The organism is Kordia sp. SMS9 (assembly GCF_003352465.1).
Lineage (GTDB): Bacteria > Bacteroidota > Bacteroidia > Flavobacteriales > Flavobacteriaceae > Kordia.
On record NZ_CP031153.1, the window covers coordinates 3,008,515 to 3,032,727 of the forward strand.

The window sequence follows — 24,213 nt, forward strand, 5'->3', positions numbered from 1 at the left end:
TATTACTAGTTTGAAGGTCTTCCGAATACTTTTATTTTACTAAGAGAATCTTTAATCACATGAAGTGGAAAATATTCTTGTTCTTCATAGATTTTTGCTTCCTGAATTTCAAATCTCAAGATGCATTTAGGATCTTGATCAAATTGGCTTCTAATTTTATTAGCTACATCAGTCATTGACAGTTGACCAGAAGGATTTGTTTTTTTGCTGTCTTTTATTAATAGGTTTCCGTAGCCATCATTATCAAAATGGATATACCATACATTTTTATTTTCACTGTCTTGAAAAATTTGAAGCTTTGCACTTTCTTTGATTCCCATAAGCTCTAAAGCTTTATGATTAAAAAAGAAACTTCCTTTGTCGTTAATACTAACTTTTGGAATTACATTTGATCTTTGTGAACTTCTTTCAATTAATACTGATTTCATTGTGTTTTTATTTTAATTTGATTTACATTCTGTTTCTTGATCATTAATCCAGTAATACTGCATTAATTCAACATCGTAAATAGTGGCTATATGCCATTGGCCGCCTCTCTCTTTTTTATAATATTTACCTCTTGGTAAATAAACTCTAATACCTTGTCCTGTTTCCATAGCTATATGAATATTAGCACAAGTAATGTCGTTCCTACGCCTACGAGAAAACCAACAAGAAAACCTTGTTTCCATCCACGTTTTAAGCCTTTTGTGTATAGTTTTGCGAGTTCTTCTTTCATTTACTTAGTATTTTGATTTGTAATTTTTTCTTAATTTGAATTTTATTGAAGTAGAGTAATTTCAAAATTTTTGATAGCACTCCAACCCTTGATGGCATTTTCAGTATGTGGAAATCTTTCATAGTTAAATAACCACTCTCGCTGCTTTTCATTAAAGTCACCAGTCAATACTTCAAAACTTACAAAGACACCGTTTAAATCCTATTTAAACAGCCATAAAACACCTGTTTTACGTCCTTTCACTGTGTACCATCTATACATTTGTTGTCAATTTTTGTTGTAAATCGTCATTTTGTGATCTTAATACTGAAGCTTCAAAAGGGTGATTGATAAAATTCCACAGATTTTTTGAAATCGTTTGTTGAACTATATAAGCTTCATGATATTTAAAGCTGATTTTAAACTCCTTATCTTTCGGTTTATCAATACGCTCTAGTATCTTTTTTCCTAGCTTTTTATAAACTGACTTTGCAAGACTTAAATCGGCTTTATCTCGTGGTAATTCCAAGTTTTTATTACTTTCAAATTCAAGATTAAAGACTTTGGAAATCAGCAGAAGCTTCTCTATATTTAATTTCATTTCAATCATACATCAAACTTCAGTTCGTTTGTTAAATTCTGCGCCACATTCCGTGCAATAGTCAACAACTATTTCTACCGTGCAAGAGCAATCAATTACACGAGTTTCGATTTTATCATGTTTGCAATCATTCTTCATCGTCAAAGAGTTTAAATTGTAGATTTTCTTGTTCAATGATCTTTTTTAGTTCCCTTTGTGCTGGAACTCCGAGGTACTCATCAAAAGTGCGCTTGGAAATACGATATATAGGCTCTATATGAAGCTCAAAAATCTTAGTATTGCTAAGTCCTTCATTTTGATATTGTTTTACAATTTCTTGTATATCAATGATGCGTTTATATTTGTTTTTTTTACTATATGCCATTGCTAATTGCTTGATATTTGGGGTAATCCTAAGCTGTGACTCCAGGCTTTTGTACCTGATTTTTTTGCCGATTTTTTATAATTATTTTCTATTGCTTTGAATTGTCTTATTAGATCATCCAATTGCTCCAAATCATACTTTGAAAGTGCCTTTTTATGAACACTGCTTTTTTTCATGAAGCTGTTAAAACTACTCCAGCTATTAGGCTCTTTAATCCCAACTTCTGATGCTATTGCGAGTACAACACTGCGCTTCTTTTTTTTGAAAGCTTCTAAGTAAGGATCTATGTAGGTGTAGAACTGGAACTCATTTTCTAGTTTCCAGCATAAATCATTGATTTCTTTTTGAATTAGATCCTTTGTTGATTTGGTACGACCATTAGTAAAAGCATATACAAGTTCATGACGTTTTTTCTCATCAATATTTCTTTTACTTAATAATGTCATTAACTTCTTATGAGTTGCCATATCTTTTGATTTAAGCACGGTATATTGCTATACCGTGCATAGATGAGAATGAGTACACATGTAACGACTAAACTGCTCATGTTACGTACAGTACAAAGGATAAAACCTGCATCTAACAGTAATGTATTTAACGAGGGTATACTTCTCTCAAACCCCGAACCTTTCTGCTAAGGAACTTCAGTCCCAACTCATTCAAAATGTCTTTTATTTTACTTAGATCCTGCCAAGGACTCGAACCTTGGTGTGTGCCACTCAGGAATTGGCTATTACTATTGTAATACTTCGATATTAAGTTGCATTAACTTGATTCCTGTGTGTTTTGGAACTTTCTTTTCCACCTCTCTTGAAGTATTCGCAGCTATAAAGCGACTAGCCTTTTGTGTCCCGTTGAAATAGCTTACTTTGTATAAATTCATATTGTTATAAGTTGATTTGTTATTAAAAAATTTGCCACAGCTAGGCGTTCGTTTTCTGTCAATTCTGTGACTTCCTGCCAATCTCCTGAACCATCTTTTTTTATTATTTTGTTTCCGACTCTTATGCTGTGTGGTGAGACTTGTTTTACTTCAATCATAACTAATCATTTATAAATTTATCAGTATTATGTACCGTAACACCTTCTAACAATTCTGCTTTGTCTGTTCCCACAATTACTGTTACATGCGGATGGCAATTGTTATTAATAAATTCCATTAAAGGTTCTGCTGCCTTTTTAAATTCTTCTAATTGTTTTTGATTTAATTTCATGCTTTTATATTTGAATATTGAACATTTATGTTTTGGTATTTACCGTGTTCATCTTTTAGCCAAACACGGTAGTAAACAGATTTGTTTGGGTATCTTACCGCTGTAGACAGCAGTTCACAAGCTTCTCGGAATACAATTTTTTTACTTCTGTTTTTGTAGCTTATTAGCTTACTGATTCGGTTCTTGTCAAACTGACCGTTTCTACTTTCAAAAGCGTCAACAATCATGTCTTTGATGAAGTCTTCAGATCCTGACACATTTTCATTCATGTATGTGTCAAACTTGATTTTAGCAGCTTGCATTGTCGCATCGTCATAGGTTGGATTCCCTTTTACACTTCTTTCTACTTTTACCATTCTATTGAAGCAGTAGAAAGTGTATCCTACTTGTAAACTTTCAGGTTCAACACCTTTCTCTTTCATGTCAGCTTCGTATGTTTCTTGACATAGTTTGATGGCTTGCTCCATCACTTCAAGTCCGTGTTTTCTGTAATTTTGGAAAGACTTTAAAAGCTTTGCAACATTGCGCTCTTTTAATCTTTCTGCTTTCGTTATTCTATTCAAAGGAATCGCAATCCCTGCTTCGTCTGTCCACGTTTTATCCTTTGTAGTATGAATTACTTTTGAAGCAACTACTTGTGGATCTTGTACTGTCATTTGTTTTATTGTATCTGCCATAATGTTACTTTTTAGAAATTCCTATCCATTTGTTTTTTCCAAGCTCTTGTTCTAGTTTGAGTTTATCTCTAAATACTGTAAGCCTGTCGGGGTGATCAGGGTTCTCTAACAGCCAAACACTTAACTTCTTTAGTCTTTGCTCTTGGCTTTCTTTTTGGCTATTCATCAATTGTTGTATCATGCCTTTCTACGTTTTAAATCATGTACTGTTAAAAATAAATCAAGGGTTAAGGCTGAACCAATTCGCTCAGCTTCTTTCTTTGCGTATACTATGGCATTATTGAGTAGTCCATAGTTATTGTAATTGTTCTCTATTAGGTAGTTTACTAGTGCTTGATCTGTTACACCTTGTGCCTCAAGCATTTCTGTAATGTCTTTGTTTTTTACTGTAGGTAAATGGCGTACACCGACTCTAAATCGACGCCAAAATTGTGGAATACCTTGTTTGTTTCGTACATTCCAACGCTCTATATTGTCAATAAGTTGATCCGTACCAATGAGTACTACTGGACAAACTGTATCTAAGTAATCATAGAGTGCTTTGATATATCCTACTACCTGAAGTTTTAAATTCTCGGTTTCATCTATTATGATTAATGGAGCGTTCCCAGAGAGGTATAAGTTTTGGATTTTATTTACAATACTTAACAAGGTTCTGTGATTAGAACCAGGCGTAAATTTTGCGTTCATAGCATAAGCCAGTTGCATTAAGAAATCCTTTGGTGATAAGTGCATACCTACGGTGATCATATAGGTGTTATCAGGATACTTATTTTTGTATCTTTTTGCAATTTCAGTTTTACCAATTCCAGTATCACCAATTACGGTTCTGTTAACACCTTTTTGACGTGACTCTTCAAAAGAATTTAGAAGTTCTGCGGATTGAGAAGTATTAATAATATCCCAATATGATTTGGATGTATAATCGATAGCTTGTGCAATTTTATTGTACCATTTGTCTGCAATAATGGACTTACCTATGGTGTTAGTTCCATTACGAATTGCAGAAACAATGGAGACATTGATGTCGTTTCTTTTACTAAACTTATTTTGAGATTCTGAAGAGGTTTCAAAATAAGTATTTAGCGCATTAGTAATCTTGTTTTTTGTCAATTCATTCATTATTAAAAATATTTGGGAGTTGTTTACCTTTTAAGTATTCTGCACGTGATTGTTCGGCTTCTAAAAGTTCTCTATTAGCTAGTTTTTTAGCAATTTTCACACTCTCTTTTTGAATTTTTGCTTGTGATAATGCTGGAGCTTGGTGTTTTTTATGCGATCCATTAACAGTGAAAGACTGTTTAATGATGGTATGAGCTGTAGTAACATCGTCAGATTCATCAAATACTTCAGAAACTACTCTTTCATGCGCTTCATTTCTACGCTTTATGAGATCATTTACATAATCATTATAGTTATATACATCTTGAAGTCTTAAACCATCATCGTTTTGCCTGTCTTTGAGCGCCATTGGCTGTATATGTTTGCGTTCTAAGATGAACTTGTAGCGGCCATCGTCCGCTGTTACCAAAATGCTGCTTAGATCGGCAGGATCGTAATAGGTAATCCAATCTTTGATGTACTTTTCTTTGAAACGCTCATCAAACGTATCATATTCGATCGTTTGTCCATTGATTGTTGGAGAAAATACAGCTTCATGAATTCTATTGGTATCAGGCTTTTTAACACCAAAAACTTCCAAGTATTCGATTCTGTCAAACTCATTTCCATCATTGAACGTCTCAAGCCACTCTTGTTGCTTTATTTCACGTTCTGTATACATCATTTTGATGATAAAATCACGTACTTCAGATTCCGTTGGATATTTCTTTTTAAACTTGTTTTGTGCTTTGCTGTTTGGCTGGTTTTTATTGGTAGAATTGAGGTTAAAACCACTCCAGTTTGCTTGATACTGACAGTAGTTTTTATTCAGATATTTAAAGTATCTCTCTACAATTTTCGATTTTGCATTCCCAACAGCAGCTGGTGTGTAATAATTGCAAATACTTTTAAAGAATCCCGCTAAACTTTTGCTTAAAAAGTTATCAATTTGAATTTGCCAAGGCTTGTAACATTGTCCTGTAATTTTATGCACATGATCAATAGCGTTTTTGAACGCATCAATAGTCATGGCTTCGGTTTCAGACTTTCCAATAGAGAAACCTACAGGATAATTGTTAAACGGATCTAGTACGACATATAGATACAAGCGTTTGTGATACGTAGTCTCAACACGTCCTTTCTTTTTTCCGCTTTTTACAACTTTAGTTTCCTGATACGGAAGTTCTACAACCCAAGCATCTGCTGTCACGTAATAAAATGGAGTAGATGGTTTACTTCTCCTGGTCTGCATCGAAATGATGTCTTTATCTTTTCGATCTTTCATTATTTTAGCAATATGTTCCCTGAAAAAGTTTAGTACGGTGTTTTTGCTTTCAATGACCTTGAAACCTTTGGCAATTGCTTCTTGATTGTAGAGTTTTCGAACTTGTTCGAAGTCAAAATTATTATGCTGTCTTAATAGCGTGACTAAGAGTGAAGTTTGGTAGTCAGATAACTTTCCTTTTCCTACCTTTTTACCGTTATCGTTACCGTATTTTTTATTGATTACAGCTAAATATCCACTTTCTGCAAACTCTCGGATCTTCATACGAAGCCTGTTGTAGCTCTTTGGCAGGTCTAACTTTTCAGCATCTATGTAATTTGAAGCTGCTTTATACACTGTTTTGATGCTGTCAAATCCTAGTTTTTTGACTTTTTTGGCATCTACAGAATTAAGCCAGTGAAGTAATACGCAAGCTTCTACATATATACCTCTTTTATCATGTGATCCTTTGTAAAGTGATTCAGGAAGTCCTGTTCCATTTGGCAGTACATGATCTCGTAGTGAAGTTTTAAATTCTGTAACTTTTTTTAAGGTGTTTAAATCGGTGTTTAAACAGTGTTTAATCAGTGTATAACTGATATACTCGTATGGGTTACCGAAACGATCAACAATCTTACTTTTGTACTTTTGATTTAATAGATCATAATTAAATAATTTTGCTCTTCTATCAATAGCGTCAGAAATTTTTATTGGAGGTTTCCAAGATTTTAGAGTGCGACTGGAAAAGTTACATTCGATCATTTCAGAAAAGTCTAAATAAAGTATGTTGTTGATCAACTTCATCTTACTCGACTGGTTTTAGTATTTCTAATAGTTCATTAATATCTCTGTAAATTTTTATAGACAGTGCACTAGACACTTCTCTTTTACCATTAATTAGCATGAGCACGTACTCTTTAGAGCATTTATGCTTTGCAGCTAGTTTACTGCTTTGTCCTTTCAATAATTGCTTTTCTGTTTGGGAGAGTTGCATATTTATTTTTTTTAGCTACATTTGTTTGTGATTCGTGAACAAATGTAAATAATTATTTTCAATGTAAAAAATTATTGTCACAAAAATATATATGGGAGCTAAACAAAGATTAAAACAGTTTTTGGAGTCTAAGGGAATAGGGCAGAGGGAGTTTGCAAGACAAACAGGGTTGTCTCATTCTATTTTGACTAAGGGAGATAATATTGGTTCTGATAAATTGGAGATAATAATTGACACTTACGAGGAGTTAGATTTGTTTTGGTTAGTAACTGGAAAAATTGCCCCTAATATTGCCCCTAACATTGCCCCTAATTTTGATAAAACAGTCACAAAGGGTTACAATATTGCTTCTGAGTCACGATCAGATTATACTACTAAAATTAGCAATATTGATGATGTAGATCTAGAAACTAAAATGAAGTTTATAAATTTGCTTGCAAATGATAAAGATATTGCAGAAATATTAGATTTGAAGGTTAAGACAATGGTAAACCTACAATTAGCTGAGTTAAAAGCAGATTATGTGTTGAGTGGCGCACTTGAAAAATATATAAAACAAAGGATTGATTTAACTAACGATCAATCTTAGGTATCATTCATTATTTTGTCTTTTACTATTCTGGCAGCTTTCTTTAATGATTCAAAGTCGTTTTTATTTAGTTTTGTACGTTGTATTTCCAATTCTATAAAACAACGCAATGCTTCGGAATCCTTATGTTTAGACATAAGTTCCTTTTTAATTTGGTCAATATTTTTTATTGTATCATCAGTCATTCAGAGTTTCCTCTATCTTACCTAAATTTTCCTTTAAATCTTCGCTTGTAACAGATGTCATTGCTTTATAAGAGACAGTTTCAGATGTTTCAGGAATAATATCAGCTAAATCGCTAACAAAATCAATATTTCGCTTTAAAGGGTTCAACTGTTGTCTTAAGGTTTCTAACTTATTGAAATCTTTAGATATAATTTTGAAAATGTAGTATAGAATGGCAGTGATAACAATGGATAGTAGTGTAATAGTCGTATAATATATACTTTCGGGGAAGTCTTGACGATCCCAAAGTGTCCACGTTATAAAATAAGCACCAGTAATAACAAATGGTATACTCATGCATCTAATTGCATATATGATAAGTCTATGTTTAATGAATGTGGATAGAAGAATAAGAAGAGAGGAAACAAATAGTGCCACAGGAAGTCCAATTGCATACAAAAACCTTCTAACGTTAGTAAAACCAACGAAACTGTATTTTTCTTTTAAAATAGCCTTTTGAGCAGAATATTCATCTTTATTGATTATCCCATCATCATAAGATTTCTCTAGTTGAATTAATTCTGGAGCTTTTTTGTCATAAAACATGTGACTGTAAGGAGCAGTGATACCAATTATAGATATCACTGCTATGAATATTACAAATATTATAACTATCCTAGTTCCCGCGATCTCCTGGATCTTCCACTTCTTCTTTGTCAATAGCGAATGTTGTGTCATAATTTTCAGTTTCTTCAGCTATACTTGTTGGTGTACAAGATGTTACTGATGTCAATACTAATAATGTTGCTGCTACTAATAATAATAAATTTCTCATATCTATAAGTTTATTTTAGATTTATAATACTTAAAGGTACTATAAAAAACTTATAGATATGGGTTAGTTAACAGTTGATAAATAGAGGGGAATCTAATTTTCTAACGAGATATATTATTCAATAATGCTAATATAAAAACTATTAACATAAAAGCCATTCAGCGGACTATAAAATCGATAAAACGCACAGCTTATTTTATTTTTCAAGTAAATTAACGTAAGAAGAAACTTAATTTTATAGTAATAGTTCAATTTTGAGTTATTGACATTAGTTATTGTAAGTTGTTTGATGAAAAATGAACATTAAGTGTTTAATGATGTATATTATCCGTTTAATTAATGAACATCAAATTAACACTAATTAATACAATTAATCGCTTCGTTTTTTTTCAAAATTAACCTAAATACACCTAAACCTTTTATTTATAGCGATTTACATGTAATTGTTTGATATTTAAAATTATACGCTTCGTTTTACCCCCTATAAAATTAGTGGTTTATGTTGTGTTTTTGGTTTTTAACTTTATTTCGATAAAAAAGAAAGGAAAAATTAACTTTTTATAAAAATCCTCTAAAATTTTGTATTTTGGCGATTCAAACTTAATGCGAAACACAACTAATGGCAAAAAAACTAACTCCATCTAAAATCAATACCTTCTTACTTTTCAAACTTCCTTCTGCATTTTTTTCTGGTGTGCGATTGAAAGAAATCACCGAAGAAGCTGCTACTGTAAGTGTGAAGCATCGCTGGATCAATCAAAATCCTTTTAAATCCTTGTATTGGGCTACACAAGGAATGGCTTCCGAATTGGCTACAGGTGTTTTGGTGATTCAGGAAATTGAAAATTCTGGCGAAAAAATTTCAATGTTAGTGCGTTCGCAAAAAGGGACTTTTACCAAAAAAGCGACCGGAAGAATCAATTTTGTGTGTAATGATGGAGCAAAAGTGAAAGCGGCTATTGAAGAAGCTGTGAAAACGGGAGAAGGGCAGAGTTTAATATTATTTGCAGAAGGTTTTGATGCTTCTGGCGAATCTGTTTCCAATTTTGAATACGAATGGGGAATTAAACTCCGAAAGAAAAAATAGTGTAACAAATGCTGTTTTTTTCTATCTAATTAAATATTCAATCAACACTTCGACTTAGTTCAGTGTAAAAAAACTTAAAAAATGACAGCACACGAAATAGACTACCACATTTATGGCGAAGAAATGCAATATGTGGAAATTGAACTTGATCCGCAAGAAGCCGTAATTGCCGAAGCTGGAAGTTTCATGATGATGGACGATGGCATTAGTATGAATACTATTTTTGGCGATGGAGCCAATCAGGAAAAAGGAATTTTGGGGAAATTATTCTCCGCTGGAAAACGAATTTTAACAGGCGAAAGTTTGTTTATGACTTCTTTTTTAAACGAAAAAGCATTTGGTGTTCGAAAAGTAAGTTTTGCTTCTCCGTATCCCGGAAAAATTATTCCAATTGATTTAACAGAATTTCAAGGCAAATTTATATGTCAGAAAGATGCATTCTTATGCGCTGCAAAAGGCGTTACCGTAGGAATTGAATTTTCTAAAAAGCTGGGTAGAGGATTTTTTGGAGGCGAAGGCTTCATCATGCAAAAGCTAGAAGGCGACGGAATGGCGTTTGTACATGCTGGCGGAACGATGGCACGAAAACAACTAGCACCAGGCGAAACATTGCGTGTTGATACAGGCTGTATCGTAGGATTTACAAAAGATGTAGACTATGATATAGAATTTGTGGGCGGCATTAAAAACACACTATTTGGCGGCGAAGGAATGTTTTTTGCCACCTTAAAAGGTCCGGGAATTGTGTACATTCAATCCTTACCATTTAGTCGTTTGGCTGGGCGAATTATTTCTTCGTTACCAAGTGGTGGTGGAAGCAAAGGTGAAGGCAGTATTTTAGGGAGTATTGGCGATTTGTTAGACGGCGATAATCGCTTTTAGAGGAGTTATATAGACTTAATAAAACCTTAAAGTTTCGTCTAAATTCTGTTAAAGTTTATAGTTAGAAGTGTAAACATAACTTTTTTTTACTACTTTTAAAGTATAAAACTGAATGCTTATACACGAAAACTACGCTAAAAAATTTTAACCTTAATCCTCGTTAAATATGGCAAGAGCGATGTTTGATTACACCAAGACTGTGCTTAAAAAAGTAAGTTTTGATCCTTCACTTTTTTGTAAAGAATTACAAAAAGCTTTGCAACGGTTGCTACCGCACGAGATCGAAGAATTGAAAATATGGATCAATTCACTCGTCACAGCAAATCCACAATTAGATCAATGTTTAATCTATTTAAAACCATAAAAAAAGCCGCGATACGTCGCGGCTTTTTTAGTGAACTCATTTAAACGAGTCTAATATATCGTTCTTTTTTATTGTTGTACAGGACTAATAATTTGCACATTGTGAAACGCAATCGCACCGCGTACAATGCCCATAATCACACCGCGCAAGGCTTCAATAATTTGCATCTTCAATTCACTTTTGTGGAATAGTAAACTTACTTCTCTCGCAGGTCTTGGTTCTGCAAAATGGCGTAAATATTTACGTTCCGATTCTTTAATATCTAACGTATGCAAGTAGGGAAGAAGCGTCATGCCCAAATCTTCATTCGATAATTTAATTAAGGTTTCAAAGCTTCCACTTTCCAGTTGAAAATGATCGTCCACAATAGCTCTAGGCGTTTTACACAAGTTGATCACGCCGTCTCTAAAGCAATGTCCGTCTTCTAGCAATAAAATATCATCAATATCTAAATCGCTAGTTTCCAGTTCTTTTTTGTCATACAAACGGTGGTTTTCTGTCGTGTATCCCACAAAAGGTTCGTAGTATAACACACGTTCTTTAATTTGATCGTATCCCAATGGAGTTGCAGCAATGGCGGCGTCTAAATGTCCATCGTTTAATCTTTTAATAATCGTTTCAGTTGTAAGTTCTTCTATTTTCAGATTGACTTTCGGATACTTTTTTATAAACGTTTTTAAAAACATTGGCAATAACGTGGGCATAATGGTCGGAATAATTCCCAACTTAAATTCGCCGCCAATAAATCCTTTTTGCTGATCTACAATATCTTGCATTCTTCCAGATTCATTCACAATATTTCGTGCCTGCTCTACGATTTTCTTTCCAATTTCCGTGAGTTGAATGGGTTTTTTGCTCCGATCAAAAATCTGAATCTCTAGTTCGTCTTCCAATTTTTGAATTTGCATGCTCAATGTTGGTTGGGTGACAAACGATTTTTGAGCAGCTAGGGTAAAATTTTGATGTTCGGCGACTGCCAAGACATATTGTAATTGCGTGATTGTCATTAGTATAGGTTTGAGTGATAAAAATATAAAAACTATCAATAAAACTTATACTAAATCGCGTTAAATGTTAATTAAATCTTCTTAAACAAAAAATGAGCCGTTTGTGAGTTATAAATTTCACGAGTTTATGATTGGTAACGTTACTTTATACGATGTTGTATTCCCTCAGAAATATAGTTCTTGGTGATTTTTAGATTAGCTCTTTTTCAGCATATATAAAAGCAAAAAGCGACATCGTATATGTCGCTTTTCTAATAATTATACATAATGTCCTATGAAAGTTTCTCAATACTAAACTCTCAATACTCACTACTAATTATAAGATGATTTGTAAGGTAACATCTTCTTTGCCCACAGCAAACTTTGCTGGATCAAATTGAGGCGGTCCGTAGCTCATAGGATTGTTTGAAGTTCCATAATCTTCTAAAGGCATTCTACTCTCGTCAAAATCCATTTGTCCGTTGTTATTTTCGTCATGAATGCAAATAATTGCGTATTCACCTTTAGGAACGTCTGTAAATGTAACCTTTACTTTGTTGCCTTCAATTTTGCTGGCTGTTGCTTTCACAGGATCCGTTTTCATAAATGTACTTTCTGTGTATAAAGCAAACAATACTTGTCCGTTGTTGTTTTTAAGTTTATCAACAGTTACGGTAATAGTAGCACCTTCTTTTGAAGTAGTTTGAGCGGTTGCTGTAAAAAGTCCTGTAACGAAAACGGCGATTAAAAGTAAATTTTTCATGTGTAATTGTTTATTGATTAATGATTTATTTTTTTATTCAGTAACACTGAACTGAGTCGAAGTGTTGTTTGATGATTCAAAAGTGCATAGAAAACGGAAGAGTGCACAAAAAAAGATACCAAGTTGTATTTTTTGATGGATGAATTGTAATAAATGGTATTATTTGATTTTTCATCACACAAAAAATAGATAAAGTAAGGGAAAACCATATTGAATTAATTCAACTTTAAGCTAATTTGTGAAAAACAAAAAAAAATAGATTATGAAAAAACTTATTTATGTATTGGGGTGCTTTTTACTCCTATTTTATTCTTGTACAAGAGATGATAGTTTTAAAGTGATTCCAGAAGAAACTGAGGGATCAAGTAAAAATGTTGAAAATTCAGGCATTATACATGAACGTATGGTAGAACTGGGAGCGCAATTGCAAAATCCCTACACTGTTGAAAATATGCGAGAAGCTTACCAAGAAATAATTGCAGAAAACCCAAGTTATGACTTAGGAGTAAATATTACTAAAAGCCATTATTACATACGATTTCTACCTAAAGATACGATTCAACAAGGTGAGTTAGAAAATTACGATCAGGAATTAGAATTGTATGATTATCCGCTAGATTATAAAATGATTGAAGGCGGTATTTATTATCATGATCCTACCTTACCTGAAGATGGATCTACATGGCAATATACCGTAGTTGATGTAAATTATAGGATTCCAAATATCCGACATGAAATCCTTGCTGAATTATATATTCCAGAAATTTTAGAAGAAGACAGAAACTCTATATTAGCTAGCAATCCCGAATTTGTTGTGACGCTAGTTGATCAGGCACTTCGTAGAACGGGAAACTTGGAGGAAACCACTGAAAAGTTTTGGGGACCAAGCCGTTGGACTCCGAAAGGGAGAATACGCGTATGGGAAGATATCGCAGGTAGTCAGGTGCCACTACATGGCGTAAAAGTTAGAGCAAGGAGATGGTTTACAATAAAAACAGGATTAACTGACGTGAACGGAAATTACCAAACAGGAAGATTTAGAAGAGATGTTAATTATAGCATTAAATGGAAAAGGAGTAAATATAGCATTAAAAAAAGCACCATACATTTTGCGGCAATTTATAATGGACCTAAGAGAAGAGGCGATTGGAATTTAGATATAGGTAAAAGTTCTAGAACCTTCAACTTTGCACACATACATAGAGGTGCGCATCGCTACTTTTACAAGAATATAGGAACTTTAAAAAGACCAGGCATGTTCAACAGTTTACGAATTGTGAGCAGCAATGGTCAGGGCACAGGCGTAAATTACGGAAATAATTGGCAATTTATAAGTCCTATTACTTTCTTAGCGTTTCCTAACATTAAAATTTGGCGGTATAATAGTAGTGGAAATCAGAAAAACTCAAATACAATTTTTGAGACTACTGTCCATGAAGTTGCCCACGCTTCTCACATAGAATTGATGAATGGAGGTCTTATACAATACGCGCAAGTAGATAAAAAAATATACGAAAGTTGGGCAACCTGTGTTGAATGGTTTATAGCGAAAATCGAATATAACGAAGCTGGTTTTCCAAATTACGGAAATGCCAGCGTCAGTTCAGAATATAATACTAGACGTGGTTTGCATAGACAGCAATGGCCTGTAACGCCTACAAGTGCAGATTATACACCTATATTTATTGACATGATAGACAACTTTAATCAATCACTAGAAGCATCAGGTCAACCGAGCAATAAATGCCCAGATGGTGGATGGTTTGATGGAGCGAATTGCTATATTGGAACGCCACCTAGTGGTACAACGGCTTTTATTTGGAGTGATAATTTTTATTACAGTGGCAGTAATTGCACCTATCCAAACTCTTGGTTTGATGGAGCAAATTGCTTTTTACAAGACATTCCAAACAATTCTATTGGATTTATTTGGTCAAACAATTGGTATTTAAGACCTGCGGGGAATAGTTCATATCCGTATGATGAGATAAAAGGGTACGATATTGGGCACATGGAAAGTAATGTGGTAAAATACTCGTATGGATTAACTAGTCTACGACAAAAATTAAAAGCTAACAAACCATCAGGAGTTACAGACAAAAAGATAGATGTGTATTTCAATTTTGCATTTTAACAGGAAAATAGCAAAAAAGTAATTTTCTGGGAACTTTTTTAAAGTCATAAGCGTCTATATACATAACAAGCGCATAGAAGTACGATGGTATAAAAGCAACGTTTTTTAGGTTATCAAATTATATTTTTAGGCTTTCACACTATGTATGTGCATTGTTGTTAGTTATTGATTTAGGTTGGCAAACTCCGTTGCAAAGCGGAGTTTTTTTAGATAAGAGATACTTGTCATGATAAAGTGATCTTACACACTTTATGTAAATTATTTATGTATTTTATATGGAATATATTTGTTACTTATTATTCAAGCTTTTTAAGCTAATTCAGAAAAAACAATTATTTTAGTCAAATATTGTCAAGTCAAAAATAGGCTTGTGAAAAGTGTAGAGATATATTACGTGGATTAAGTGAGTCCAAATAGTTTTATTAAGTAAAATAGAGAAAAACAAACGAATGCCACAAAAAACTAGTAAAAGTATTTTCCGAGTTTTTATAAATATGAAAAAATGGAATAGTTATAGCTTGGCTAATCGATACACTTGTTTATGAACTCCAACACGAAAACTTAGGCTTACTTGCAATCAAAGTAACTGAAAAGAAAATAGAATATCTAAAAATTCAAAAAGAGCTAATGAATATCACAATAGACACGGCCAAAAATAAAGCAGAACTCTTGAAGTATTTTAGATATCGATCAAGTGAATTTATAGCAGAAGTAAATAAGGAATATGGAAATACTGAATATAAAAAGAAAGCTAAAAAACTTAATACACTAATTAGTAGAGCCCGAAATACTATAATTGAGATTGTAGAACAAAATGGGAAAAGTGATAATTGGTCTAATCAAGAAGTTTTAGAATGTGTTCTAATGGTTACATACTGTAATTTTGTAGTCATGTTAGAGGTTAGAAATTCTGTTTGGCCTTATGAATACATGGCATTTTCAAGAAGGGTTGGAGAATTATGGGAGCCATTTTGTAAATTAACTTTTGAATATCCAATTAACGACTTAAAATTATTTGTTCCACCTCTTTTTGCAGATGTTAAAAAACAATTGGCAGACGAAGTTCAAGAATATATAACTAATCTAGATATTTTAGAAGAACAAAAGGAACAACTTACTAAATACTATGATAAGGTTTGGGGTTTGGTCATGTCAGGTGAAATTCAACTTGAACTAGACTTACACTTTATATTTGAGGGTAAAAAATATGTAGTAGATTTCAAAAGTGGATTTGGCTCAAATGAGAAAGGGAACGTTAACAGACTTCTTCTAGTTGCAGGTATTTATCATAATTTAGAAGATGATTACGAACCTTTAATTTTTGTACGAGCGACTGAAAATAATAATTATTTCGACACTTTAAAGAATTCAAAAACTTGGAGTGCATTCTCAGGGACAGACACTTATAAAGAGCTTCATAAATATTCTGGATATGATATTAGTGCATGGATTGTTGACAATATAAATTGGATAGAAGACTTAGACAGTGCTTTTGTGAAGCATTTGAAAGAGAATGACTTAATTCAATATTTAACTTGGTAGAATTATGGTTAGTGAACAAAGAATATTTCAGGCATATTATACAAACTCAGAGTCAATTGTATCTTATATGGTTGATTTGTTGGACTTAAATGGAACGGAAACCATATTTGAACCATGCGCAGGAGATGGAGTTTTTATCGATCCTATATTGGATAAATATCAAAATATTCAAATAGATGCATTTGAGTTAAACGAAAGTGCCTGCGCTAATTTAAAATCAAAATATCAAGATTTAGAAAATATATCTATTAAACAAACAGATACATTAACAGATTTAGATTTAGAGCTTTTATGTTCAATAGGTGGTAAATATGATGCTGTTATTGCAAATCCTCCCTATGGAGCATGGAGAAATCCTATTGATAGAGCAACTTTAAAGAAAAGATTCAACGGATTTTATGCAAAAGAAAGCTACTCTCTTTTTCTGTATCGAAGTATAGAATCATTAAATGAAGGAGGAAAATTAGTTTTTATTATTCCTGATACATACTTAAACTTAAATATGCACAAGGATATTAGAAAGTATATACTATCTAATACTAAAATAAAAGAAATCGCTTTATTTCCATCCTCATACTTTCCAGGAGTAAATTTTGGATATGCAAATTTATCAATCATTGCATTAGAGAAATCTAGTGATTACAAATCAAATATAGAAAACAAATTTGAAATCATTAAAGATTACAAATCTGTTGAAGAGCTAGGAAACAATAAATTAAAGCATCTAACAAAACTAAATATTAAACAGAAAAATGTTTTAAATAATCAAGGCTATACTTTTCTTATAAATGCAAACCCAAATGTTTCGGATTGTATTAAACAGACAAAAAAGCGTATTGGAGATATTTGTGAATGTGTAACAGGTTTTTATTCTGGAAATGATAAGGAGAGATTAAAAGTTCTTAGCAAAGAAATTCGTAATTCAAAACGGTATGATGAAGTTGACAAAGAAAAAATAACTTACGACTGTAGTATAAGACCTTTAGATGGTATAAATAATGAGAAAATATATGTCCCAATTGTTAAAGGCGGAAACGTAAGATATTACAAAACGGATAATTGGTTTATGGAATGGTCAATTGATTCTGTAAGTTTTTATAAAAAAGATAAGAAAGCTCGTTATCAAAATGCTTCTTTCTATTTTAAAAGAGGCATTGCTGTACCAATGGTTAGTTCAAGCGCAATAACAGGTGCCATAATTGAAAATAGGCTATTCGACCAGTCAATAGTTGGAATATTTCCAAAAGAAGAAAACCTTATATATTACTTGTTAGCATTTTTCAATTCACCAACTTGTAATAGGCTAATTAGAACAATAAATCCCTCAACTAATAATTCGTCTAACTATATAAAGCGTATTCCGTTTATTCAACCTAGCACTGAACAAGAAAAAACTATAACGAAAAACATTAACCAAATTATAGAACAAGTCAAAATTTCTGGAGATTATAATGTAAGTCTAGAAGCTGAAAATAGTAATATAATTGCTGAACTATATGGATTTTAGTATAACAACTAATTCTAAATAATAACTTGATTACTAAAGGAAAAGACTGAATGAAATTCGAAGTGGTCCACTATCGTAAATAAAAAAACTTTGAACTTTGGTAGTATCCAAGAAACTATAATGCTTACACCAACCCACGAGCCTTCATCTCCAAATACTTATTAATAGCATCAATAGTTAAATTTTCTGGAGTCGTGAGAATAGAATGAATTCCATACTTTTTAAGTTCGTTGACAATCAAACGTTTTTCAAAGGAGAATTTCTCGGCAATGACTTTGTCGTATGCTTCTTGAATGGTGGTGGCTTCGTTGTCGATCAACTGGTCTAATTCGGTGTTTTTAAAGAAAATAACGACCAATAAGTGACTTTTGGCAATTCCTTTTAAGTACGGCAATTGTCGGTTGAGCGCTTCTACGGTTTCAAAATTTGTGTACAACAATAGTAAACTACGATGTTTTATGTTTTGTTTTATGTTCGCATACAAACGCCCATAATCGGATTCGAAGAAATTGGTGTCAATATTGTACAAAGATTCCAAAATGAGGTTCATTTGTGAACTGCGCTTTTCCGCAATTACAGTATTTTCAACTCTTTTGGAAAATGTAAACATGCCTGCCTTGTCCTGTTTTTTTAACACGACATTGCTCATCACCAAGGTGGCATTGATCGCATAATCGAGCAGACTCAATCCGTTGAATGGCATTTTCATCATGCGCCCTTTATCAATCACGGAATACACAGGTTGCGATTTTTCGTCTTGGTATTGATTCACCATCAAGTGTCGCTGTTTTGCGGTGGCTTTCCAGTTAATCGTTCGCAAATCGTCGCCAATCACATATTCCTTAATTTGTTCAAACTCCATGGTGTGTCCAATACGACGAATTTTTTTAATTCCGTACATCGTCAAATTATTGCCAATAGCGAGCAAATCGTACTTTTTTAATTGTAAAAATGCTGGATACGTGGGCACCATGACTTCACCATCAAAGAAAAATCGACGTGAAATCAATCCCAATACAGAATGCACATAAATATTCAGTCTTCCAAAGGTATATTCACCGCGTTCGGTAGGACGTAGTTTGTATTTTAATTCAATGACACTCGACGCTTTTATTTTCTTTTCAATAGAAAAATTACGCACCTGAAATTGTTCTGGAATTTCGTCAATGATTTTTGTAAAAATAGGGAAGGTGTAGTAATTCTCTAAGCGTAAAAAAACATCGTTTTCATCGCCATTAGAAAACTTATCAGGCACTTGACGCGTTCCCGTAATTCCTGTTTTCGTTACGTATAAAATAAAAATGTCCAGTATGGTAAACGTTGCAAAAACGAGTAATAATAGTTTGGAAATATAAAAGAGCTTCGGGAAAATAAAGCTGATAATGAACAACAAAATAATTCCCAAAGAAATGTAAAAGAAACGTTCTCGGATATATAAAGATTTAAAAAATGCTTTGATAACTGGCACTCGCTCGTGGTTTTAACTACAATTATCGAGGAATCTCAATAGTTTGTATGATTTGATTGATAATTTGCTTTGACGTCATTCCTTCCATTTCGCGCTCTGGCGTCACAATGATTCGATGTTGCAACACAGGAACCGACACATTTTTGATATCTTCTGGCGTCACGAAATCACGTCCATTAATGGCAGCATACGCTTTGGCAGCTTTTAAAATAGCAATGGAAGCTCTTGGAGACGCGCCCATATACAAAAATTGATTGCTGCGCGTGTTGATGATGATTTCTGCAATGTATTTTAACAAATGCGGCTCTACAATAATGTCGTTTACTAAATTTTGATATTTTATAATTTGTGCTCTGCTCAAAAATGCATTGATTTTATCTACTTTTTTCGTGTCTTTTAAATCGTGTTCACGCGCAATGATTTCGATTTCTTCTTCTAAATTCGGATACTCCACGTTGATTTTAAACAAGAAACGGTCCAACTGCGCTTCTGGCAAACGATAGGTTCCTTCTTGCTCAATTGGGTTTTGTGTCGCTAATACCATAAACGGCGCTTCTAAGGTATATTTTGTGCCATCCATGGTAATTTGTCGCTCTTCCATCACTTCAAAAAGGGCAGCTTGTGTTTTCGCTGGTGCGCGATTGATCTCGTCAATCAATAGCATGTTGGTAAATACAGGCCCTTTTCTAAATTCGAATTCCGACTTTTTCATGTCGAAAATAGACGTTCCTAAAATGTCACTTGGCATTAAATCGGGCGTAAATTGAATACGTCCAAAATCGACCGTGAGCGATTTCGCCAATAGTTTAGCCGTGATCGTTTTTGCCACACCAGGCACACCTTCAATGAGTACGTGACCTTTGGCGAGCAAGGCTGTAATGAGCATATCAATCATGCCTTTTTGTCCCACAATTACTTTAGAGAGTTCTTGTCGTATTTTGAGAATTCCTTCTTGTAATTCGGTCAAATCAATTCGGTTGGTAAATGACAACGGAGTATTTTCTTGTGCTTCGTGTTCGTTCGTTTCTCCTGTAAAGTCCATAGAATGCGTTTCTTATTGTAAATTAATAATTTAATTGTCTTTTTTGCGGAAATTTTCAATAGCTACGGTAATTTTGAGTACATCATTTTCATCAAAAAATAGTTTGTTTTGTAATATTTTAATGAGTTTGACGAGTCTTTCCGTTTCTTCCAGTGATTTCCCTGATTTTTGATGCAAGCGTTTGCAAAATTTTTCATCGAGTACTTGTGTATCCATAAAATATTCGGTGCGCAAGTATTCCAAGAAATAGGTAATTTTTTTATGTACTACGTTTTGATGATCTTTCGTTTCATAGAATAGATTTCCAATGGTTCGCGTAAAATCTAGCGTCGTGTTATCTAGTGGTTTTACAATGTTGACGATGCGTTGTTTTCGTTTCGCATTAAACAATATAAAGATTAGTAAAAACAACAAAGATAAATACCAAGCCCAACGTAATGGAGGTTGTGAGTCTATAAATCGAAATCTTGAATCGTTAGTCGTACCATCAGCATTGATGATTTTATTTTGTGAATCGAAAAAGACGTCTTCATTGGGAATGTACGCCAAAACTCCTTCAGAATATCGGTGATGATTTTTGTTTAGCAATGTATGATTGGTAAACATAATCGGTTGTGTATGCAGTAGGAATGAACCTTTGCCAACGGGAACTTCAATGAAATTGGCATACTTTGTTTGTATGGAATCATTTTCAAATTCTTGATAGCCTAATACAGAAGTTGTCAACGTATCAATGGAAGAAAAATAAATGTTTTTAACCCCTTTTTCTAGTGTACTATTTCTATTTTTTAGACGATCATTGGCAAATGAAAGCGTTGCTTTGCTGGCGGCTCTAAAGTCGTATTCTAGGGAGAATCCTAAAGAATCGCTTAGGTAACTTGGCATGTCGTTCGCTGAAATAAACACGGTGTTTCCTCCGGAAGCATAGTCAAGAATTTCATGGATAGATGAAAAATCTACCAAATAATCTTTGGTAATGCTCATGTACGTTCCTTCAATTTTGTATTCGTAAGCACTCCAATCGTATTGATCGTTGAAAAATTCGTACGGTGTTCGGTAGATGTTTTTAATTTTCCCGTCGTACAAAATCGTTGCCAATTCCTTGTGAAATATTTGTACATCAAACGGCTTGGTTTGTCGTTCGTTGTAGGTTTCTCGCCAATCAATGGGTGTAGGTTTGGAGATTTCTACAAATGCTGCGGCAATAATAATTGCTGCCAAAATGCCCAGGTATATTTTCATTCGTTTACTCATGCGGCAACATTTTTTAGTAAGATATTGAATGATTCTTGAGCTTTTTCGTATTGTGCTTTGTCAATTTCAAATTCGCCATACCAAATATAATTGTAAAGGTATGATGTATATTGAAATTGTTCTCTCAAGCCTTCGTTTTGAATTTCGTAGGTGTAATCGAGATTTGTTTTTTCTGGGTCAAATGCAATCAATTCAGCAGCGCTTAATCGCTTTAACATGTTGAGGTATTGGTATCTAATTGCCAAGCGGAAGTCACTTTGTGTGGTTGCTTCTTTGATCAATGCGTTGAAATCGGTCACGTGAATGTCCGTATCTACATCTTCATAGCGTACAATACGTCGGTCGGATCGTTTTCCGAAAACCCAACGACCTTCGCCGTTCATCATCGTTTTTACAATGAAAAAGACGACCAAAATGATGACAATGACATAGAATATATTCACGGCACTTTGGACAAATTCAGAGGCTTCTTTTCGCGTGCCGAAATCAAACCAATCTTGTACAGTTTCTTCTACCCAATCAATCAAACGTGAGAGCCAGCTATCTTGTATTTCGTCGGTGTTGTATTCGTATTCACTACTTTCATACCGTTCTTTAAAATCGTCGTCGTACTTTTTGGGTTGTATGTACGATTGATCTTCTTTTACAGGCGTTTGCTGTATACGTATCGCTTCTGGAGTAGCAGCATTTCCTGTATGAAGCGACACAGCGAACATTCCCGCAAGGAGAACAGTATAAAAGATATGTTGTAAATGTTTTGGCATGAATGTTAGTTTCTACCGATCGTATCAATAGTATCTTGTGTGTGAATGTTTTCGCGATCTTCTTTTAATCCATAATACACAATGGCTTCATGAATTTGCAAGATTGCTGAATTTAGATAATTGATAAGTGATACAATAATTTGAAGTAAGAATGCTACAATAAAAATAATGGATGTCTTGTTTAAATCACTTAAATATGTTGGACTGTCTAGCACTGAAACTCCCAAGAAATATAATATAGTTCCTTGAATGAAGCTAATCACATATTGAAATATGATAATTATCAACATAAATATACCAACCGCACCAATGGAATGGAAAAACCGATCAAAACAAAGTTGAATGCTATATCCGTAACAATCAAAAACGCCTTTGTCTTCTGTTTTTAAATATTCCATTAATGAAGAGTGAAAGAATAGTGAAAGCAATGCAATTATAAAGATGATGAACGGAAATCCAATGATGGTAATTGCCATAATAAATACGACAATTGAAAAAGCAATTAGTAGCGGAATGGATATTAAAATGGTTACTAAAATGAATTTGAATAGTTTGCCAATATTGTCCATTAATTCCTTTACAACTTCTTTAGAAGAAAAATTTGGGCCTTTGTGTTTTTCATACAATTTAAAGTAGAAAGGAACATAAGCAAACGCCAAAACTCCAAATATAATAGAGACGATAAGGTACAGAATTCCGTACGTAATAAAAGCGTCTGAGTTTCGTTTAATGTACTCTAAAAGTGCTCTTTGGTTGGCTTCGTCTAACAATCCTTGTGCGTCCATTTCTGCAATGGATGAAAATGCAATGTAATTCATCGCAATAAGAATCGCCAAAAATAGGCCATTTACGATCAAATAGTTTTTGAAAAAATGCTTTCCGTGCATTTTTATAAACGCAAAGGTATCTTTAAAAAATAACGAGAAATCTCTCGATTTATATAGTTGGAACATGAGTTCTTAGTTTTTTGTGAACAATGTGTGGATAAATTAAATAATAAAATGAGATGAGTCCTAAGGTCACTAAAATGATTCCGACTGAAAGCCAATTGGGCATGGTATTGGAATACCGCGTGACAAATCCTTCCAAAAAACCAGCCATAAAAGTAAAAGGAAAGGTACTAATGAGTATTTTGATGCCCGTTTTGAGTCCCATCTTAAAAGACGCCATTCGCGAATAAGTTTTGGGGAATAAAATGCTGGCGCCTAATATCAATCCGGCAGCACCTTCTATACCAATGGCAAAAATTTCCATGGAACCGTGAATCCAAATACCGCGAACACTTTCCCACAAAACACCTTGGTCGTAAAAGAAGTATTGAAAAGCACCAATCATGATGCCGTTGACCATGAGTACATAGCCTGTTCCGATGCCGCCAAAAACACCAAAAACAAAGCACAGCATTCCTACATATAAATTGTTGACGGTGATGCCGATAAAACTTCCCCAGTTGCTTCCGCTTTTGTAAATGGCGACGGGATCGCCTTTTTCTATGTTTTCCAATGTTTCATTTACATACCCATCTCCTAAAATCAATCGTACAAATGAATCGTCATACGCAGCAGAAACAGCACCAATCGTTATAAAAGCGCCAAATATGAGAAAAGCATAGAACACATAACGACGATACTCAAACATAATGAGCGGAACTTCCGTTTTCCAAAAAGAAATAAAACGATTTGTTTTGGTACGTTTGGTTCTATAAATACGTTGAAAAGCTGCAGCAGCCAGTTGATTTAGATAGCTAATAGTTTTACTCTTAGGGTAATACGTTTGCGCGTACGATAAATCGTTCATCAACTGAATATACAAAGATGAAAGTTCATCGGGATTTTTAAACTGATTATTATAAATGGTTTTTTCAAAGTTTAACCATTTTTGCTTATTTTGCTTGATAAATGCAACTTCTCTCATAGATA

29 protein-coding genes are annotated in these 24,213 nt (G+C 33.6%); 7 read left to right on the forward strand and 22 right to left on the reverse strand.

Going from position 1 to position 24,213, the window contains the following annotated elements:
* Positions 1-5: 5 nt before the first annotated feature.
* The 11 genes from KORDIASMS9_RS13065 to KORDIASMS9_RS13095 all read right to left on the reverse strand — a co-directional run bounded on the left by KORDIASMS9_RS13065 (position 6) and on the right by KORDIASMS9_RS13095 (position 6,722).
* On the reverse strand, positions 6-428 hold the full coding sequence (locus tag KORDIASMS9_RS13065) for a hypothetical protein (protein ID WP_114903259.1): 423 nt from the start codon (positions 426-428) through the stop codon (positions 6-8).
* Between the two features lie 12 nt (positions 429-440).
* On the reverse strand, positions 441-596 hold the full coding sequence (locus KORDIASMS9_RS23310) for a hypothetical protein (protein ID WP_162819938.1): 156 nt from the start codon (positions 594-596) through the stop codon (positions 441-443).
* Positions 597-971: 375 nt separating this feature from the next.
* The gene (locus tag KORDIASMS9_RS13070) at positions 972-1,307 is read right to left on the reverse strand and encodes a hypothetical protein (protein WP_114903260.1); all 336 of its coding nucleotides are present in this window, start codon (positions 1,305-1,307) and stop codon (positions 972-974) included.
* Between the two features lie 118 nt (positions 1,308-1,425).
* Positions 1,426-1,662 carry a hypothetical protein gene (locus KORDIASMS9_RS13075; RefSeq protein ID WP_114903261.1) on the reverse strand — a complete coding sequence of 79 codons (237 nt, stop codon included), beginning with the start codon at positions 1,660-1,662 and terminating at the stop codon, positions 1,426-1,428.
* 2 nt (positions 1,663-1,664) lie between these two features.
* Positions 1,665-2,129: a hypothetical protein gene (locus KORDIASMS9_RS13080; RefSeq protein WP_162819939.1), complete on the reverse strand. Its 465-nt coding sequence runs from the start codon at positions 2,127-2,129 to the stop codon at positions 1,665-1,667.
* Between the two features lie 412 nt (positions 2,130-2,541).
* The gene (locus KORDIASMS9_RS23315) at positions 2,542-2,703 is read right to left on the reverse strand and encodes a hypothetical protein (RefSeq protein ID WP_162819940.1); all 162 of its coding nucleotides are present in this window, start codon (positions 2,701-2,703) and stop codon (positions 2,542-2,544) included.
* Positions 2,704-2,705: 2 nt separating this feature from the next.
* The gene (locus KORDIASMS9_RS23320; protein WP_162819941.1) at positions 2,706-2,876 is read right to left on the reverse strand and encodes a hypothetical protein; all 171 of its coding nucleotides are present in this window, start codon (positions 2,874-2,876) and stop codon (positions 2,706-2,708) included.
* A complete protein-coding gene (locus tag KORDIASMS9_RS13085) occupies positions 2,873-3,553 on the reverse strand; it encodes a DUF3164 family protein (RefSeq protein WP_114903263.1) in 681 nt (226 codons plus the stop codon). The genes KORDIASMS9_RS23320 and KORDIASMS9_RS13085 overlap by 4 nt, the downstream gene beginning before the upstream one ends.
* Positions 3,554-3,557: 4 nt before the next feature.
* The gene (locus tag KORDIASMS9_RS23325; protein WP_162819942.1) at positions 3,558-3,734 is read right to left on the reverse strand and encodes a hypothetical protein; all 177 of its coding nucleotides are present in this window, start codon (positions 3,732-3,734) and stop codon (positions 3,558-3,560) included.
* Positions 3,731-4,675, reverse strand: a complete 945-nt coding sequence (locus KORDIASMS9_RS13090; RefSeq protein ID WP_114903264.1) for an AAA family ATPase — start codon at positions 4,673-4,675, stop codon at positions 3,731-3,733. Before KORDIASMS9_RS13090 ends, KORDIASMS9_RS23325 begins: the two co-directional genes overlap by 4 nt.
* On the reverse strand, positions 4,668-6,722 hold the full coding sequence (locus KORDIASMS9_RS13095) for a hypothetical protein (RefSeq protein ID WP_114903265.1): 2,055 nt from the start codon (positions 6,720-6,722) through the stop codon (positions 4,668-4,670). Before KORDIASMS9_RS13095 ends, KORDIASMS9_RS13090 begins: the two co-directional genes overlap by 8 nt.
* A 281-nt stretch (positions 6,723-7,003) precedes the next feature.
* Here KORDIASMS9_RS13095 and KORDIASMS9_RS13105 point away from each other — a divergent pair, with 281 nt between their 5' ends.
* Positions 7,004-7,501 carry a hypothetical protein gene (locus KORDIASMS9_RS13105; protein ID WP_114903267.1) on the forward strand — a complete coding sequence of 166 codons (498 nt, stop codon included), beginning with the start codon at positions 7,004-7,006 and terminating at the stop codon, positions 7,499-7,501.
* On the opposite strand, the gene KORDIASMS9_RS13110 is transcribed toward KORDIASMS9_RS13105, so the two are convergent.
* From KORDIASMS9_RS13110 to KORDIASMS9_RS23330, 3 genes are read right to left on the reverse strand one after another with little or no spacing between them, the layout of a single operon-like run.
* Entirely contained in the window at positions 7,498-7,638 is a 141-nt protein-coding gene (locus KORDIASMS9_RS13110) for a hypothetical protein (RefSeq protein ID WP_162819943.1), read from the reverse strand. The two genes, KORDIASMS9_RS13105 and KORDIASMS9_RS13110, sit on opposite strands and share 4 nt — an antisense overlap.
* 40 nt (positions 7,639-7,678) lie before the next feature.
* Positions 7,679-8,311, reverse strand: a complete 633-nt coding sequence (locus KORDIASMS9_RS13115) for a hypothetical protein (protein ID WP_114903269.1) — start codon at positions 8,309-8,311, stop codon at positions 7,679-7,681.
* Between the two features lie 31 nt (positions 8,312-8,342).
* Entirely contained in the window at positions 8,343-8,501 is a 159-nt protein-coding gene (locus KORDIASMS9_RS23330; protein WP_162819944.1) for a hypothetical protein, read from the reverse strand.
* A 619-nt stretch (positions 8,502-9,120) separates the two neighbouring features.
* On the opposite strand from KORDIASMS9_RS23330, the gene KORDIASMS9_RS13120 reads away from it, so the two are divergent.
* The 3 genes from KORDIASMS9_RS13120 (at position 9,121) to KORDIASMS9_RS13130 (ending at position 10,834) form a co-directional block, all read left to right on the forward strand.
* Positions 9,121-9,588, forward strand: a complete 468-nt coding sequence (locus KORDIASMS9_RS13120; protein WP_114903270.1) for a DUF4442 domain-containing protein — start codon at positions 9,121-9,123, stop codon at positions 9,586-9,588.
* A gap of 81 nt (positions 9,589-9,669) precedes the next feature.
* Positions 9,670-10,470, forward strand: a complete 801-nt coding sequence (locus KORDIASMS9_RS13125; RefSeq protein WP_114903271.1) for a TIGR00266 family protein — start codon at positions 9,670-9,672, stop codon at positions 10,468-10,470.
* Positions 10,471-10,636: 166 nt separating this feature from the next.
* Positions 10,637-10,834 (forward strand): hypothetical protein, encoded by a 198-nt coding sequence (locus KORDIASMS9_RS13130; RefSeq protein ID WP_114903272.1) that lies wholly within the window; start codon positions 10,637-10,639, stop codon positions 10,832-10,834.
* Between the two features lie 68 nt (positions 10,835-10,902).
* On the opposite strand, the gene KORDIASMS9_RS13135 is transcribed toward KORDIASMS9_RS13130, so the two are convergent.
* A complete protein-coding gene (locus KORDIASMS9_RS13135; protein WP_114903273.1) occupies positions 10,903-11,841 on the reverse strand; it encodes a hydrogen peroxide-inducible genes activator in 939 nt (312 codons plus the stop codon).
* Between the two features lie 316 nt (positions 11,842-12,157).
* A complete protein-coding gene (locus tag KORDIASMS9_RS13140) occupies positions 12,158-12,583 on the reverse strand; it encodes a DUF2141 domain-containing protein (RefSeq protein WP_114903274.1) in 426 nt (141 codons plus the stop codon).
* A 262-nt stretch (positions 12,584-12,845) separates the two neighbouring features.
* Here KORDIASMS9_RS13140 and KORDIASMS9_RS13150 point away from each other — a divergent pair, with 262 nt between their 5' ends.
* The 3 genes from KORDIASMS9_RS13150 to KORDIASMS9_RS13160 all read left to right on the forward strand — a co-directional run bounded on the left by KORDIASMS9_RS13150 (position 12,846) and on the right by KORDIASMS9_RS13160 (position 17,766).
* Positions 12,846-14,717: a hypothetical protein gene (locus KORDIASMS9_RS13150; RefSeq protein ID WP_114903276.1), complete on the forward strand. Its 1,872-nt coding sequence runs from the start codon at positions 12,846-12,848 to the stop codon at positions 14,715-14,717.
* Between the two features lie 627 nt (positions 14,718-15,344).
* Positions 15,345-16,259: a hypothetical protein gene (locus KORDIASMS9_RS13155; protein ID WP_114903277.1), complete on the forward strand. Its 915-nt coding sequence runs from the start codon at positions 15,345-15,347 to the stop codon at positions 16,257-16,259.
* Between the two features lie 4 nt (positions 16,260-16,263).
* On the forward strand, positions 16,264-17,766 hold the full coding sequence (locus tag KORDIASMS9_RS13160) for an Eco57I restriction-modification methylase domain-containing protein (RefSeq protein ID WP_114903278.1): 1,503 nt from the start codon (positions 16,264-16,266) through the stop codon (positions 17,764-17,766).
* Between the two features lie 124 nt (positions 17,767-17,890).
* Here the strand turns inward: KORDIASMS9_RS13160 and KORDIASMS9_RS13165 are convergent, their stop codons facing one another.
* Genes KORDIASMS9_RS13165 through KORDIASMS9_RS13190 form a run of 6 tightly spaced genes read right to left on the reverse strand, consistent with a single transcriptional unit; the run spans position 17,891 to position 24,208 of the window.
* The gene (locus tag KORDIASMS9_RS13165; RefSeq protein WP_205318075.1) at positions 17,891-19,225 is read right to left on the reverse strand and encodes a DUF58 domain-containing protein; all 1,335 of its coding nucleotides are present in this window, start codon (positions 19,223-19,225) and stop codon (positions 17,891-17,893) included.
* A gap of 31 nt (positions 19,226-19,256) precedes the next feature.
* Positions 19,257-20,276, reverse strand: a complete 1,020-nt coding sequence (locus KORDIASMS9_RS13170) for a MoxR family ATPase (protein ID WP_114903279.1) — start codon at positions 20,274-20,276, stop codon at positions 19,257-19,259.
* A 30-nt stretch (positions 20,277-20,306) separates the two neighbouring features.
* On the reverse strand, positions 20,307-21,530 hold the full coding sequence (locus tag KORDIASMS9_RS13175; protein ID WP_114903280.1) for a DUF4350 domain-containing protein: 1,224 nt from the start codon (positions 21,528-21,530) through the stop codon (positions 20,307-20,309).
* On the reverse strand, positions 21,527-22,294 hold the full coding sequence (locus tag KORDIASMS9_RS13180) for a DUF4129 domain-containing protein (protein ID WP_162819945.1): 768 nt from the start codon (positions 22,292-22,294) through the stop codon (positions 21,527-21,529). The genes KORDIASMS9_RS13175 and KORDIASMS9_RS13180 overlap by 4 nt, the downstream gene beginning before the upstream one ends.
* A gap of 5 nt (positions 22,295-22,299) precedes the next feature.
* Positions 22,300-23,247, reverse strand: a complete 948-nt coding sequence (locus KORDIASMS9_RS13185) for a hypothetical protein (protein WP_114903282.1) — start codon at positions 23,245-23,247, stop codon at positions 22,300-22,302.
* Complete coding sequence (locus KORDIASMS9_RS13190; protein WP_114903283.1) at positions 23,231-24,208, reverse strand: stage II sporulation protein M; 978 nt, start codon at positions 24,206-24,208, stop codon at positions 23,231-23,233. The genes KORDIASMS9_RS13185 and KORDIASMS9_RS13190 overlap by 17 nt, the downstream gene beginning before the upstream one ends.
* Positions 24,209-24,213: the final 5 nt, after the last annotated feature.

Bases quoted from the DNA above. Each gene is read 5' to 3' on its own strand.
- KORDIASMS9_RS13065 (WP_114903259.1), bottom strand. From the start codon at position 428: ATGAAATCAGTATTAATTGAAAGAAGTTCACAAAGATCAAATGTAATT.
- KORDIASMS9_RS23310 (WP_162819938.1), bottom strand. From the start codon at position 596: ATGGAAACAGGACAAGGTATTAGAGTTTATTTACCAAGAGGTAAATAT.
- KORDIASMS9_RS13070 (WP_114903260.1), bottom strand. From the start codon at position 1,307: ATGATTGAAATGAAATTAAATATAGAGAAGCTTCTGCTGATTTCCAAA.
- KORDIASMS9_RS13075 (WP_114903261.1), bottom strand. From the start codon at position 1,662: ATGGCATATAGTAAAAAAAACAAATATAAACGCATCATTGATATACAA.
- KORDIASMS9_RS13080 (WP_162819939.1), bottom strand. From the start codon at position 2,129: ATGGCAACTCATAAGAAGTTAATGACATTATTAAGTAAAAGAAATATT.
- KORDIASMS9_RS23315 (WP_162819940.1), bottom strand. From the start codon at position 2,703: ATGATTGAAGTAAAACAAGTCTCACCACACAGCATAAGAGTCGGAAAC.
- KORDIASMS9_RS23320 (WP_162819941.1), bottom strand. From the start codon at position 2,876: ATGAAATTAAATCAAAAACAATTAGAAGAATTTAAAAAGGCAGCAGAA.
- KORDIASMS9_RS13085 (WP_114903263.1), bottom strand. From the start codon at position 3,553: ATGGCAGATACAATAAAACAAATGACAGTACAAGATCCACAAGTAGTT.
- KORDIASMS9_RS23325 (WP_162819942.1), bottom strand. From the start codon at position 3,734: ATGATACAACAATTGATGAATAGCCAAAAAGAAAGCCAAGAGCAAAGA.
- KORDIASMS9_RS13090 (WP_114903264.1), bottom strand. From the start codon at position 4,675: ATGAATGAATTGACAAAAAACAAGATTACTAATGCGCTAAATACTTAT.
- KORDIASMS9_RS13095 (WP_114903265.1), bottom strand. From the start codon at position 6,722: ATGAAGTTGATCAACAACATACTTTATTTAGACTTTTCTGAAATGATC.
- KORDIASMS9_RS13105 (WP_114903267.1), top strand. From the start codon at position 7,004: ATGGGAGCTAAACAAAGATTAAAACAGTTTTTGGAGTCTAAGGGAATA.
- KORDIASMS9_RS13110 (WP_162819943.1), bottom strand. From the start codon at position 7,638: ATGTCTAAACATAAGGATTCCGAAGCATTGCGTTGTTTTATAGAATTG.
- KORDIASMS9_RS23330 (WP_162819944.1), bottom strand. From the start codon at position 8,501: ATGAGAAATTTATTATTATTAGTAGCAGCAACATTATTAGTATTGACA.
- KORDIASMS9_RS13120 (WP_114903270.1), top strand. From the start codon at position 9,121: ATGGCAAAAAAACTAACTCCATCTAAAATCAATACCTTCTTACTTTTC.
- KORDIASMS9_RS13125 (WP_114903271.1), top strand. From the start codon at position 9,670: ATGACAGCACACGAAATAGACTACCACATTTATGGCGAAGAAATGCAA.
- KORDIASMS9_RS13130 (WP_114903272.1), top strand. From the start codon at position 10,637: ATGGCAAGAGCGATGTTTGATTACACCAAGACTGTGCTTAAAAAAGTA.
- KORDIASMS9_RS13135 (WP_114903273.1), bottom strand. From the start codon at position 11,841: ATGACAATCACGCAATTACAATATGTCTTGGCAGTCGCCGAACATCAA.
- KORDIASMS9_RS13140 (WP_114903274.1), bottom strand. From the start codon at position 12,583: ATGAAAAATTTACTTTTAATCGCCGTTTTCGTTACAGGACTTTTTACA.
- KORDIASMS9_RS13150 (WP_114903276.1), top strand. From the start codon at position 12,846: ATGAAAAAACTTATTTATGTATTGGGGTGCTTTTTACTCCTATTTTAT.
- KORDIASMS9_RS13155 (WP_114903277.1), top strand. From the start codon at position 15,345: ATGAATATCACAATAGACACGGCCAAAAATAAAGCAGAACTCTTGAAG.
- KORDIASMS9_RS13160 (WP_114903278.1), top strand. From the start codon at position 16,264: ATGGTTAGTGAACAAAGAATATTTCAGGCATATTATACAAACTCAGAG.
- KORDIASMS9_RS13170 (WP_114903279.1), bottom strand. From the start codon at position 20,276: ATGGACTTTACAGGAGAAACGAACGAACACGAAGCACAAGAAAATACT.
- KORDIASMS9_RS13175 (WP_114903280.1), bottom strand. From the start codon at position 21,530: ATGAGTAAACGAATGAAAATATACCTGGGCATTTTGGCAGCAATTATT.
- KORDIASMS9_RS13180 (WP_162819945.1), bottom strand. From the start codon at position 22,294: ATGCCAAAACATTTACAACATATCTTTTATACTGTTCTCCTTGCGGGA.
- KORDIASMS9_RS13185 (WP_114903282.1), bottom strand. From the start codon at position 23,247: ATGTTCCAACTATATAAATCGAGAGATTTCTCGTTATTTTTTAAAGAT.
- KORDIASMS9_RS13190 (WP_114903283.1), bottom strand. From the start codon at position 24,208: ATGAGAGAAGTTGCATTTATCAAGCAAAATAAGCAAAAATGGTTAAAC.